We start from the raw sequence: 12643 nt of genomic DNA, 5'->3' as shown, positions 1-12643 counted from the left end.
GCCTGCGCGGCTAGCCAGCGAGTGAGCGGGCAGTCAGGACGAATACGGGGACATTTCCCGGGTAGGGAGAAGCGGGGAACAGGTGCTGCCAGCATCTGACCCCGGAGAACCCAGCTTGCGCGAGCAGGTCCTGTGCTGCGGCTTCCGTCAAGCCATCATGCAGGGGTAGGCGTGCGGCAAGCTCCTCTGGATAGGTGGAACGATATTCAGGAGCCACCGACCACAACCCGTCGGACACGAGCACGAGACCGCCCGGCCGCAGAATGCGGTGGGCCTGCAGCAACCCTTCAATGGGGCGCTCGAGCGTCCAGAGGACATTGCGGAGCGTGACGATATCGGCCGACGCATCGGTAATCTCGGCCGCTTCGATCGTGGCGTCCTGAAACGCAATGCCGAGGCCGGCTTGCCGAGCCGCCGCACGGGCGACCGCCAGCATGTTCGCAGACCCGTCGCAGGCGCGGACGCGATGCCCCAGCGACGCGGCGAGGAGGGCGCAAGCGCCCGTCCCGGTCCCGAGATCGACAACGTCCTTGGGGCCATCCGCCTGGAAGGCGGCCTCAAGCACGGCCCGCCAGAGCTCGCTCTGGGCGACATGGGAGGCAGCACCATCAAATTTGGGGGCACGGGCGTTCCAGTAGTCGGTGACGCCGGCCCCAACGCTTCGCTGCATCGTCATGACTTTCCCGCCTCAAAAGGGTTCGATCAGATACTCGATATGCCTTCGGCCCGATGCGGCGCGGCGGATGGAGACCGCGACACCGAAGACATGCTGGATCAGCGCTTCGGTCATCACGGTTTCCGGCGTCCCGGCATCGACCAGCTTGCCCTCATGCAGCACGGCGATCTCGTCGCAGAAAAGCGATGCCAGGTTGAGATCATGCAAGGCCATGATGCAGGTGATACCCAGGCGCCTGATCAGGGTCAGGATCGAGAGCTGGTGCTGGATATCGAGATGGTTGGTCGGCTCGTCGAGGATAAGTTCACTCGGCATTTGCGCGAGTGCGCGCGCGATGTGGACGCGCTGGCGCTCTCCGCCCGATAGCGTATGCCAGAACTGGTCATGTCGATCGGCCATATCGACGCGTGCCAGCGCGGCCTCGACCGCGTCTTCGTCGGCCGCTGTCCAGGACGCGAGTGCGCCGCGATGCGGGGTCCGTCCGAGTCTGACGACGTCGCACACAGAGAGCTGGATTTCAGTCGTCGCCTGCTGCTCGACAAAGGCCAGGCGCCGGGCGAGGTCGTGCCGCGACAAGGTGCCGATCTCGCGGTCGTCCAGCGTCACCACGCCGCTTGCGACCTTGCGCAGGCGGCACAGCAGCCTCAACAGGCTCGACTTTCCCGAACCGTTGGGGCCGATGAGACCGAGGATCTTTCCCGGTTCGGCGTGCAGCGTCACGCCGTCCACGATCACGCGCCCTCCGGCGCTCCAACGGACGTCGCGCGCGGCCAGCGTCATGCCGGTCGCCTCGCGCGATAGAGTATGAAGGCGAAGGCCGGGGCGCCGAACAGCGCCGTCACGACGCCGATCGGCAGAATCTGCTGCGGCACCAGCGTCCGCGACAGGATGTCGGCAAGAATCATGAAGATTGCACCGATGATCAGGCATGCCGGGAGCAGCCGGGCATGGGCTGGGCCCGTCAGGAAGCGCGCGGCGTGGGGTATGACGAGACCGACGAACCCGATCGTGCCGACGATACTGACCATGGTCGCTGTCATGACGGCCGTCGTCACGAACAGCACGATGCGCACGCGGGTCACCGCCACGCCCAACGCGGCCGCGGCATCCGCGCCGAAGGCGAACGCATCGAGCGCCTTCGTATGAAAGATGCAGACAGCGAAGCCCGCGAAGGCCACTGGCGTAGCGAGCCAGACATCGGGCCAGCGCACCCCCCCGAAATTACCGAGAAGCCAGAACATCACGCCGCGGGCCTGTTCGGCACTGGCCAGCGTGGTGACGATCGTCGCGGTCGCCGCATTGAACAGCTGCGATCCGGCGACGCCTGCGAGGATCACGCGGTCGGTCGCGCCACCGGCCCCTGCGGCGAGCAAGGCAACGATGGCGAGCGCAGCAATGGCGCCGAGGAAGGCACCGCCAGATATGCTGAGCGCAGCACCGCCGAAGCCCAGGATCATCACCGCGACCGCACCCGTCGAGGCTCCGGCCGAGATACCGAGGATATAGGGCTCTGCGAGCGGATTGCGCAGCAGCGCCTGCAGGATTGCCCCCGAAAGCGCGAGCGCTCCTCCGCAGAGGGCCGCCACCACAGCCCGGCTCAACCGGTAGTCGAAGATGACGCCCTGCTGGATCGCGCTCACGGGGTAGTCGAGATCGAACAACCCGTTGCCCAGGGCCCTGAAGACCGTGGCAAGCGGGATCGACATTTCGCCGATCGTCACGGCGAGCGCGATCGCGAGTATCAGCAGGACGAAGGCGAGGATCGCTACTGCGCCCCTCGCCAACCAGTTGGGCCGAACCACTCCATGGCTCACTTGGTGAGGCCGAAGCTCTTGATGCCGTTGGCCAGCGCCTCGATGCCGTCGATCGTATCAAGCCCGGCCCTGGTCGCGCCGACATCCATGATCACGATCCGCTGCTGCCGACTGGCGTCGAGCTTGCTCGCAACCGCGTCGGTCTTGAGGAAGTCGAGCTTGAGATTGATGTCATCTGCTGGGAAACGCCGGCGATCCATCTTGACCACGACGATGACGGCAGGGTTGGCGGAAGCGACGGTCTCCCAACCGACCAGCGGCCATTCCTCGTTGGTGGTGATGACGTTCCGGGCGCCGAGCTTCGACAGGATATAGGCAGGCACGCCATTCTTGCCGGCCAGGAAGGCGTCGCCCTTGATGTCCTTGCTGGAGAACCAGACCACGACGGGGACATCCTGCGGCTTGATACCGGCCACAGAAGCGACCGCCTTGTCCTCGCGGGCCTTCAATTCGGCGACCAGCGCCTCGGCGCGATCGGAGACGTCGAAGATCTGCCCGAACTCGCGAATATTGCGGTAGACGAGATCCATCGTGAACATCTGCGTGCGGACGCCGTCGCCCGGCCCGGAATTGTCCTTTCCGACGCAGTCGGTGGGCGAGACATAGGTCGGCACCTTCAGCTTCGCAAACTGGTCGCGCTTGCCGACGATGCCGTTGGGGCCGATATGCCATTCGAACATCGCAGTCACGAGGTCGGGTTCCTGGGCGACGACGGCCTCGAAACTCGGATCGTTGTCGGCAAGCCGCTTCACCTTGGCGTTGACCGCCTCATAGGGCTTCGCGACAGGGCTGAACCACACGGCTGTGCCCACGACCTTGTCGCCGAGCCCGAGCGCGTAGAGGATCTCGGTCTGCGTCTGTCCGACCGCCACGACGCGCTTTGGCGCCTGGTTGAACGTTATCGTCTCCCGGCAATTCTCCAGCGTCAGCGGATACTGCGTCGGCGCGGCCAAGGCCGCTCCGGACATCGACATGCCGATGGCTGCGACGAACGAAAGGCAAGAAAGGCGTGCGGCGCTGCGCATTGAAGTCTCCGATAGCGTCGAGCGACGGCATGCGTCGCGAGGCTCGAGGGCCTCGCACGGCCGATCCTGTAATGCAACAATATTACAATTTTGATAGACTGCTCGACGAGTCTGCGTCAAGCGCTCTGCCGCGGCTGCGACCGCGTGGTTCGGCATCATGGACATGGAATTCATCGCTCCCCGAGATGACGAGCCGGGAGCTTGAGCGGATCGGTTCGGGGGTGCGGGTCTACGACCTGCCGCCGACGCAAATCCCCCCGGACACCCCGCCCGAAAGACGCTTCTGCGATCAGGGCAGGTCTCCTGGCTCGCGGGTCAGCGCTGGCTTCGCCCGGCCTTCCCGGCGTGAGAGCGCCAGTGGACGTTGGGAGAAGAGCTCGCCGCTTACAGTTGCGGGGGCAGCCTCGGATTCGGCGCAGGGCGCCTCACCGAATTCCCTCTTAGCTTCGGGCCTGGACCCGAGGAACCTTGATCGCGGCCGACCATAGAGGGGCCCAAGGCGGCGTCAAGCCGCAGGCACCGACCACACCGCCTGCTGATGGAGCCCTGCAGCGAGACGGCTCCATCCTTCTCAGCTCACTCCCAGCTCAGAGCGCCGCCGTTCTGGTATTCGATGACGCGGGTCTCGAAGAAGTTCTTCTCCTTCTTCAGGTCCATCGCCTCGCTCATCCAGGGGAACGGGTTTTCCGTTTCCGCGAAGACCGGCGCGAGGCCGAGCTGCGCGCAACGGCGGTTGGCGATGAAATGCATGTACTGCTCGCAGAGCGCAGCATTCAGGCCGAGGAAGCCGCGCGGCATGGTGTCCCGGCCATAGGCGGCCTCGAGTTCGGCAGCGTCGCGGATCATGCCGCGCAGCTCGTCCTGGAAGGCCTTGGTCCAGAGATGCGGGTTTTCGATCTTGATCTGGTTGATCACGTCGATGCCAAAATTCAGGTGAATGCTCTCGTCGCGCAGGATGTACTGGTACTGCTCGGCGATGCCGACCATCTTGTTGCGTCGGCCGAGCGACAGGATCTGGGCGAAGCCGGTATAGAACCACATGCCCTCGAAGATCACGTAGAAGGCGACGAGGTCGCGCAGGAAGGCCTGATCGGCCTCGGGCGTGCCGGTCTCGAAATCGGGATCGTCGAGATGCTGGGTGTGCTTCAGGGCCCAGGCCGCTTTGTCGGTGATCGAAGGCACCTCGCGATACATGTTGAAGAGTTCGCCCTCGTCGAGGCCGAGACTCTCGACGATGTACTGGAAGGTGTGGGTGTGCACCGCCTCCTCGAAAGCCTGGCGCAGCAGGTACTGCCGGCATTCCGGATTGGTGAGATGACGGTAGATCGCGAGCACGATGTTGTTGGCGACGAGGCTTTCCGAGGCCGCGAAGAAGCCGAGATTGCGCTTGATCGTGCGGCGCTCGTCCTCGGTCAGCCCGTCCTTCGACTTCCACAGAGCGATATCGGCCTGCATCGAGACCTCTGTCGGCATCCAGTGATTGTTGCAGCCGGCGAGGTATTTCTCCCAGGCCCATTTGTACTTGAGCGGCAGGAGCTGGTTCACATCGGCGCGGCAGTTGATCATCCGCTTCTCGTCGACGCTGACGCGGCCGCCGGAGCGATCGATCTCGCCGAGGCCGGTGGCATCGGCAGAGGTTCCGCCGGGCGCGGCCGGATTGAGATCGAGGGCGGTGGCAGGCTTGCTGTCTGACCAGTCGAGCATGATGAATATCCAATCGGGTCTGAATGTCATGGCCGGGTCTGCCCCGGCCGTCCGTATCGTTCGCTATCGGGCAGGGCCGGGCATCCATGCGCGCCGCGAAGGCGAGCGTGGATGCCGCCGCTGCCTCACTGGCAGGCTTCGCAGGTCGGATCGTCGATCGAGCAGGCGTTCGGCACGGCCATGCCATTGTCGAGCGGGATGTCGACGAGGATCAGCTTGGACGCGACGGGGACCGTTGCCGACACCGCGTTGAGCTTGCCGTCAGTGCCCTTCAGCGTCGACTTCTCGACATGGGTCGCCGAGAGCGCGCGCAGGTAATAGGTCGTCTTCAGGCCGAGCCGCCAGGCGAGGCGATAGGCCTCGTCGAGCTTCCTGCCGGAAGGCTGCGCCATGTAGAGATTGAGCGACTGGCCCTGGTCGATCCATTTCTGACGGCGTGCGGCGGCGCGGATCAGCCAGCTTGTCTCGATCTCGAAGGAGGTTGCGTAGAGCGCCTTGAGATCGTCGGGGACGCGGTCGATCTGACTGACCTTTCCGTCGTAGTATTTCAGGTCCGAGACCATGACCTCGTCCCAGAGATCGCGCGCCTTGAGATCGCGGACGAGGTCGGCATTCACGACCGTGAAGTCGCCCGACATGTTCGCCTTGACGTAGAGCTGGCTATAGGACGGCTCGATCGACTGCGAGACACCGACGATGTTGGAGATCGTTGCGGTAGGGGCGATCGCCATGCAGTTCGAGTTGCGCATGCCGGTGGTCTTCACCCGCTCGCGCAGGCTGTCCCAGTCCAGCGTCGTCGAACGATCGAGTGTTTCGACATCGCCGTCGCGGGCCTCCGAGAGGATGTAGAGCGAGTCGATCGGCAGGATGCCCTTCGACCAGAGCGAGCCTTCGAAGCTCGGGTAGCGACCGCGCTCGGCGGCAAGATCGACCGAGGCCGAGATCGCAAACCAGCTGATCGCCTCCATCGAGGTGTCGGCGAAGGCTACGGCACCCTCGGACGCCGCGGGCAGGCGCAAGGTCTGCAGCGCATCCTGGAAGCCCATGATGCCGAGGCCGACCGGGCGGTGGCGCAGGTTCGAGCGGCGTGCCTCGGGGATCGTGTAGAAATTGATGTCGATGACGTTGTCGAGCATCCGCATCGCGGTCGCGACCGTCTTGCCGAGCCTGGCCCGGTCGAGCCCGCCCGCCGTCACATGGGCTGCGAGGTTGATCGAGCCCAGATTGCAGACGGCGACCTCGTCGGCCGAGGTGTTCAGCGTGATCTCGGTGCACAGGTTCGAGGAATGCACCACGCCGGCATGCTGCTGCGGCGAGCGCAGGTTGCAGGCATCCTTGAAGGTCATCCAGGGATGGCCGGTTTCGAACAGCATGGTCAGCATCTTGCGCCAGAGATCGAGCGCGTTGAGGCGCTTGAACACCTTGATCTCGCCGCGCTCGGCCTTGGCTTCATAGGCCTCATAGGCCGCCTTGAACGGCTTGCCGTAGAGATCGTGAAGGTCGGGCGTCTCGTCGGGCGAGAACAGCGTCCACTGGCCTCCGGCGGCGACGCGCTGCATGAACAGGTCGGGGATCCAGTTCGCCGTGTTCATATCATGGGTACGGCGGCGGTCGTCGCCGGTGTTCTTGCGCAGATCGAGGAACTCCTCGATGTCGACATGCCAGGTTTCGAGATAGGCGCAGACCGCGCCCTTGCGCTTGCCACCCTGGTTGACGGCGATCGCGGTGTCGTTGGCGACCTTGAGGAACGGCACGATGCCCTGGCTCTCGCCATTGGTGCCCTTGATATGAGCGCCAAGGCCACGCACAGGCGTCCAGTCATTGCCCAGCCCGCCGGAATATTTGGCCAGCAGGGCGTTGTCCTTCACCGCTTTGAAGATGCCGTCGAGATCGTCCGGCACCGTGGTCAGGAAGCAGGAGGAGAGCTGCGGCCTGAGGGTTCCTGCGTTGAACAGGGTCGGCGTCGAGGCCATGAAGTCGAAGGAGGAGAGCAGGTCGTAGAAGGCGATCGCCCGGGCCTCGCGGTCGATCTCGCGGATCGCCAAACCCATCGCGACACGCATGAAGAAGGCCTGCGGCAGCTCGAAGCGATTGCCTCGGACATGCAGGAAATAGCGGTCATAGAGCGTCTGGAAGCCGAGATAATCGAACTGGAGGTCGCGCTCCGGCTTGAGCGCAGCCGCAAGGCGGGCGAGATCGAAGCGTCCAAGCTCGGGATCGAGCAGCTCGTTGGCGATGCCGGTCTTCACATAGGCGTGGAGATAGTCGCCGTAACGTACTGACATTTCTGCCTGAGTCGCCTGTTCCGGACGACCGGAGACGAAGCTCAGCGCCTCGCGGCGGAGCTTGTCGAGCAGGAGGCGAGCCGAGACCTTGGAATAGTTCGGTTCGGTCTCGACCAGGGTGCGCGCAGCCAGGATCGGCGCCTGCGCCAGCTCATCCTGACTGATGCCGTCATAGAGGTTGCGCTGCGCTTCGCTCAGCACGGCTTCAGCCGAGACGCCGTCGAGCCCGGCGCAGGCTTCGCGAATGACCGTGGCGAGGCGAGCCCCATCGAGCGGCACGAGCGCGCCGTCGGCTGCCTTCATGCGCAGCACCGGCGCGGAGGCGACCACAGGCTTCGCTTCCGCCTTGGCGCGGGCCCGTTCCTGGGCTCGTTCCTCGCGGTAGAGCACATAGGCGCGGGCGACCTTGTGGTGTTCGCTGCGCATCAGCGCGAGTTCGACCTGATCCTGCACATCCTCGATATGGAAGGTACGGCCGGCATCGGCGCGCCGCGTCAGCCCGGCGACGATCTGCTGGGTCAACTCCGCGACGATGTCGTGGATTCGGCGCGAGGCAGCGGCGCTGCTGCCCTCGACCGCCAGAAAGGCCTTGGTCAGAGCGACGCTGATCTTGGAGGCGTCGAACGGGGTGACGCTGCCGTTGCGGCGGATCACCTGGTAGCCCGGTTCCGCGGTCGATCGCGCATCGCTGCCTTGCGACGCGATCGGGCTGAACGTCTCAGGGCGGATGGTATCGGTCGCGAGGGACATCGGCTTTCAAACCCCAATCTGTAGGGGGCAAAGGCCAGGCGGAGTCGCAACGGAGAATGTCGCAGCGACGAGCGCCCGCAGACATGACCAAGCGATCCACCGGGACACCCCGCCCGAGGACGATTCTGCTGTCGCGGCAGGTCTCCTGGCTCGCGGGTCATCGCTCTTGTCCCGTCTTCCCAAGGCCTGGCGGCCTCAGTGACTGATAGTCTGGACAAGTACTCGCCGCTGACAGTTGCGGGGGCAGCGCCGGTTTCGCACCGGCTTCCCTCTTAGCTCTCGATCTTGCGACTCGAGAGACCGTGACCACCATATCTAGTGGCTATCGCGACAATTCTGTCAACAGCTTGCCACGGCCTATTCGTTGGCCTGTGAAGAGCGGGGAGTGGTCGAACTATGCGGCGATCGGCCTCGAGGGCGTCATGGCGCAGCTGCTCGCGCTGTCGCCCCACGTGCTATGGCTGCCGAACGGTGGGCCATCTGAGCCCCGACTTGGAGGCCGAATGCGCAAGATCCTGATCATCGGAATTGGTGCCGGCAATCCCGACTATGTCACGGTCCAGGCGATCAACGCCCTCAACCAGGCCGACGTCTTCTTCATTCCCGACAAGGGGACAGAAAAGGCCGCGCTCGGACGGCTGCGGAAGGACATCTGCGAGCGCTTCATCGAACGATCGGATTATCGCCTGGTTCCGGTGCCGATCCCGGAGCGTGCCCCCGCCGGAACGAATTACCGTGGCAGCGTCGACGAGTGGCATGCGCGTATTGCCCATGACTACGAGGGCCTGTTCACGGAAGAACTCGGGGACGGTGAATGCGGAGCCTTCCTCGTCTGGGGTGATCCGACGCTCTATGACAGCACGCTGCGGATCGTCGAGCATATTCGCGCCAGGGGCTTCGCTCTCGAATACGATGTGATCCCGGGCATCAGCAGCGTGCAGGCCCTTGCGGCGCGACACCGGGTCGCCCTCAACCGGATTGGCGAGCCCGTGCTGATCACCACGGGACGCAAACTGGCGGAAGGCTTTCCCAATAACCTCGATAGTGTGGTCGTCATGCTCGACGGGGACCAGGCCTTCAAGAGTGTCGCGGGTGAAGATCTCGATATCTATTGGGGCGCCTATCTCGGCACCAAGGACGAGATTCTGATCGCCGGAAAGCTCTCGGAGGTGATGGGCGATATCGAGCGCATCCGGCGCGAAGCGCGAGAGGAAAAGGGCTGGATCATGGATACCTATCTGCTTCGGAGACGCGACGAGGACTGAACGGCGCAATCCGCGCATGACGACAAAAGGGTCCTTATGTCTTCGATTGGCCCCGTCGGGTGGATTGCTCCATCGTGTCACTGTCGCGGTTCGCCGGGTTGTTTGCCCGGAGCGAAGAAGGAGAGCCATTGCGCCGGACCACCCGATGGCCGATCTCAGCCGCCGAGAGCGCGGCGGATGGTATCGCGGTCGCGCTGGCTGCCGGATCAGCCCGAGTTGGTCCTGGCTCAGACGTCGATGAACCGCTTTCGCGGGGCTGGCGCCTTGCAATTCGCGAGGCCGCTTTGTAGGCGTTCAAGATAGCCAGAGATCGGCACTCCGCGGGGTCTTCGTCTTTGGAATCATTCTGAAATACGGCGCCTATGACCGCCGATCTGCGCTCTTTCCGCCTGGAATGGAAAGGTCGCCAATGCGGCGGACATGGACGGGATGCACTCTCGCGACAGGCTGATATCGGATTGGACGAGGCTGCTCGCGCTGCCTGTTCTGCTCTGCCTTGGCGCCTGCTCGGTCGGCCCCGACTACGTCGCGCCGACGCAGGATCTGCCCACCCAATGGAATGGCGCCGCTTCGGCTGCGCGGCCTCCCGCTCGGTCGGAGTGGTGGCGGCAATTCAAGGATCCTGTGCTGGATGGGCTCGTGACCGAAGCGGTTGCAGGCAATCTCGATGTCGCCCAGGCGAAGGCGCGGATTCGCGAAGCGCGAGCGAGCCGGGTCCAGGCGATCGCGCCGCTGTTTCCTCAGGTCAATGGTTCAGCATCGGCAACGCGTTCGCGTTACGCCACAAGCTCCGATTCAGGGGGCGGCAGCGGCATGAGCAACAGCTTGCGCGCGGGCTTCGACACCTCCTGGGAGCTCGACATCTTCGGCGGGCGCGACCGCGCCGTCGAAGCCGCGACCTATGGCGTCGATGCCGCCGACGATGATCTCGACGGAGTACTGCTGACGCTCATTGGGGATGTCGCTTCGGCTGTCATCGAGGCGCGCGGCTACCAGGCGCGCATTGTGCTTGCCAAGCGGACGGTCGAAACCCAGCGGGTGACCGAGGCACTGACGCGGGTCCGCTTCCAGGCCGGCGATGTCTCGGCGGTCGATACGGCGAGGGCGGTGGCGCAGGTCGCGAGCACCGAGGCGCAGATTCCGGCCCTTGAAACCGCGCTGTCGCAGACCCAGCACCGTATCGCGGTGCTGGTTGGCCGCCCGCCATCCGCTATGGGCTCGCGCTTGACCGGCGCTGCGAAGGTGCCGGCGACGCCCGCGCCACCGCAAGCCGGCGTCCCGGCGGACGTGCTGCGCAACCGGCCGGATGTCCGGCGGGCCGAGCGCAGTCTCGCCCAGGCAACGGCACGGATCGGCCAGGCCGAGGCGGTTCGCTACCCTTCCGTGAGCCTGACCGGCAATATCTCGACCTCGGCGCTGAAGCTCGGCGACCTCGCGAAGAACAGCGCGATCGGCTGGTCGATCGGCCCATCGCTGAGCGTGCCGATCTTCAATGGGGGCGAACTCGCGGCCGCGGTCGATGTGGCGCGCGCCCGGCGCGACCAGTCGGATGCGGCGCTTCGGCTCGCTGTGCTGAGCGCCCTGCAGGATGTCGAGGACGCACTGGTTGGATTGCGGCAGGAGCGACTGCGGCTGGCCAGCCTGTCGACGGCGGCTGCGGCTTCCGGTCAGGCGGCGCAGCTGTCCCAGGCGCTCTACCAGTCGGGCGGCGCCAGCTTCCTCGACGTGCTCGATGCGCAGCGCTCGCAGTATAGCTCCGAGGATTCGCGGATTCAGAGCCAGATCGCGCTGGCGACCCGGTTCATCGCCCTCAACAAGGCGCTTGGCGGTGGCTGGCTCCGGCCGGTCGAGGTCTCCCGCCCGCGCGTCGAGGATCCGCCGCAGGGGCCCCGCCTGCGTGCTGTCTCCCTGGAGGTCCCGAGCCCATGACGTCGCGCCGTGCCTTCATGCTGCTGCTTGTCCTGGGCATGCTGGGGGCGGGTGGCTATGCCCTGCGCTCGCAGCAGGCGCCGCAGCCGGCCGCGATTCAACTGCCGACGGTCGCCGCCACGATGGGCGATGTCGAAGAGGTCGTGCTGGCCAGCGGCGCGCTGGAGCCGATCCGGCAGGTGAGCGTCGGCGCGCAGGTCTCCGGCCGGCTGATCTCGCTTAAGGTGGCCCTGGGCCAGAACGTGAGCGAGGGCGACCTGATCGCCGAGATCGATGGCGTCACCCAGCAGAATGAACTGCGCTCGGCCGAGGCCGAGCTCGCCGTGCTGCAGGCGCAGCGCGAGGAGCGCCTGGCCAGCCTCGCCTATGCCGAATCCGTGCTTGCCCGTCAGAAGCAGATGCTCGGCCAGAACGCGGTCTCCCGCGACAATTACGAATCGGCCGAGATGACGGTGCGCACGACCCGCGCCCAGATCGCGGCGCTCGACGCCCAGATCATTTCCGGCGGCGTCAAGGTCGAGACTGCCCGCGCCAAGCTCGGCTATACCCGCATCACAGCTCCGGCGGCGGGCACCGCACTGGCCATCGTGACGCAGGAAGGCCAGACGGTGAACGCGGCGCAATCCGCGCCGACCATCATCGTGCTTGGCGACGTTTCGACCATGACGGTCAAGGCCAAGATCTCGGAAGCAGACGTGCTCAGGGTCAAGGCCGGCCAAGAGGCCCTGTTCAGCGTTCTCGGCGCGCCCGATCGGCGCTTCCCTGGCAGGATCGCCTTTGTCGAACCGGCGCCTGATACGCTGAAGACGCAGAATACGAGCAGCGCCTCGGCCTCTTCGAGCACGAACGCCTCCTCGACTTCCTCGGCGATCTACTACAACGCGCTGTTCGAGGTGCCCAACTCCGACGGAAGGCTGCTGACCTCGATGACGGTCCAGGTAACGGTGGTCGTCGGGCGGATGCGGGGCGTCGTCACCGTGCCGTCCACGGTGATCAGGCGCCGGGGCGGAGAGCCCTGGCTCGATGTCGTCGGGGACGATGGCAAGCCCGCGCCGCGCAAGGTCACGGTTGGGCTAGACAACAAGATCGTCGCGGAAATCTCTTCCGGGCTGAGGGCGGGCGAGCGTGTCGTCATCGCACACACGGGCTCCCCCGCAGCGGCCCGCCGCATGCGTGGCCCGCTCGGGTTCTGACC

At 65.2% G+C, this 12643-nt stretch carries 9 protein-coding genes and 2 riboswitches; of the genes, 3 read left to right on the top strand and 6 right to left on the bottom strand.

Features of this window, described 5'->3' with window-relative positions; genetic code table 11:
* Nucleotides 1-10: 10 nt before the first annotated feature.
* The 6 genes from AC1DGP_RS18685 to AC1DGP_RS18660 form a co-directional block, all read right to left on the bottom strand.
* A complete protein-coding gene (locus AC1DGP_RS18685; protein ID WP_441507813.1) occupies nt 11-676 on the bottom strand; it encodes a class I SAM-dependent methyltransferase in 666 nt (221 codons plus the stop codon).
* 12 nt (nt 677-688) lie between these two features.
* The gene (locus AC1DGP_RS18680) at nt 689-1456 is read right to left on the bottom strand and encodes an ABC transporter ATP-binding protein (protein ID WP_441491620.1); all 768 of its coding nucleotides are present in this window, start codon (nt 1454-1456) and stop codon (nt 689-691) included.
* Nucleotides 1453-2478 carry a FecCD family ABC transporter permease gene (locus AC1DGP_RS18675; protein WP_476832407.1) on the bottom strand — a complete coding sequence of 342 codons (1026 nt, stop codon included), beginning with the start codon at nt 2476-2478 and terminating at the stop codon, nt 1453-1455. Before AC1DGP_RS18675 ends, AC1DGP_RS18680 begins: the two co-directional genes overlap by 4 nt.
* Nucleotides 2479-2486: 8 nt before the next feature.
* Nucleotides 2487-3515, bottom strand: a complete 1029-nt coding sequence (locus tag AC1DGP_RS18670) for an ABC transporter substrate-binding protein (protein WP_441491741.1) — start codon at nt 3513-3515, stop codon at nt 2487-2489.
* A 276-nt stretch (nt 3516-3791) separates the two neighbouring features.
* A riboswitch (cobalamin riboswitch) is annotated at nt 3792-4001 on the bottom strand.
* Between the two features lie 90 nt (nt 4002-4091).
* Nucleotides 4092-5219 (bottom strand): ribonucleotide-diphosphate reductase subunit beta, encoded by a 1128-nt coding sequence (locus tag AC1DGP_RS18665; protein ID WP_441491619.1) that lies wholly within the window; start codon nt 5217-5219, stop codon nt 4092-4094.
* A gap of 125 nt (nt 5220-5344) precedes the next feature.
* Nucleotides 5345-8254: a ribonucleoside-diphosphate reductase subunit alpha gene (locus AC1DGP_RS18660; protein WP_476832406.1), complete on the bottom strand. Its 2910-nt coding sequence runs from the start codon at nt 8252-8254 to the stop codon at nt 5345-5347.
* Between the two features lie 118 nt (nt 8255-8372).
* A riboswitch (cobalamin riboswitch) is annotated at nt 8373-8574 on the bottom strand.
* 183 nt (nt 8575-8757) lie between these two features.
* Here AC1DGP_RS18660 and cobF point away from each other — a divergent pair.
* From cobF to AC1DGP_RS18645, 3 genes are all read left to right on the top strand, one after another.
* Nucleotides 8758-9519: a precorrin-6A synthase (deacetylating) gene (gene cobF / locus AC1DGP_RS18655; RefSeq protein WP_476776536.1), complete on the top strand. Its 762-nt coding sequence runs from the start codon at nt 8758-8760 to the stop codon at nt 9517-9519.
* Nucleotides 9520-9948: 429 nt separating this feature from the next.
* Nucleotides 9949-11448 carry an efflux transporter outer membrane subunit gene (locus tag AC1DGP_RS18650; RefSeq protein ID WP_476776535.1) on the top strand — a complete coding sequence of 500 codons (1500 nt, stop codon included), beginning with the start codon at nt 9949-9951 and terminating at the stop codon, nt 11446-11448.
* Nucleotides 11445-12641, top strand: coding sequence for an efflux RND transporter periplasmic adaptor subunit (locus AC1DGP_RS18645; RefSeq protein WP_476832405.1), 1197 nt, complete (start codon nt 11445-11447; stop codon nt 12639-12641). The genes AC1DGP_RS18650 and AC1DGP_RS18645 overlap by 4 nt, the downstream gene beginning before the upstream one ends.
* Nucleotides 12642-12643: the final 2 nt, after the last annotated feature.

Source organism: Allobosea sp. 05T433 (genome assembly GCF_056396065.1).
This window is presented reverse-complemented; position numbering and strand designations above follow the sequence as displayed.

Bases quoted from the DNA above. Each gene is read 5' to 3' on its own strand.
- AC1DGP_RS18685 (WP_441507813.1), bottom strand. From the start codon at position 676: ATGACGATGCAGCGAAGCGTTGGGGCCGGCGTCACCGACTACTGGAAC.
- AC1DGP_RS18680 (WP_441491620.1), bottom strand. From the start codon at position 1,456: ATGACGCTGGCCGCGCGCGACGTCCGTTGGAGCGCCGGAGGGCGCGTG.
- AC1DGP_RS18670 (WP_441491741.1), bottom strand. From the start codon at position 3,515: ATGCGCAGCGCCGCACGCCTTTCTTGCCTTTCGTTCGTCGCAGCCATC.
- AC1DGP_RS18665 (WP_441491619.1), bottom strand. From the start codon at position 5,219: ATGCTCGACTGGTCAGACAGCAAGCCTGCCACCGCCCTCGATCTCAAT.
- AC1DGP_RS18660 (WP_476832406.1), bottom strand. From the start codon at position 8,254: ATGTCCCTCGCGACCGATACCATCCGCCCTGAGACGTTCAGCCCGATC.
- cobF (WP_476776536.1), top strand. From the start codon at position 8,758: ATGCGCAAGATCCTGATCATCGGAATTGGTGCCGGCAATCCCGACTAT.
- AC1DGP_RS18650 (WP_476776535.1), top strand. From the start codon at position 9,949: ATGCACTCTCGCGACAGGCTGATATCGGATTGGACGAGGCTGCTCGCG.
- AC1DGP_RS18645 (WP_476832405.1), top strand. From the start codon at position 11,445: ATGACGTCGCGCCGTGCCTTCATGCTGCTGCTTGTCCTGGGCATGCTG.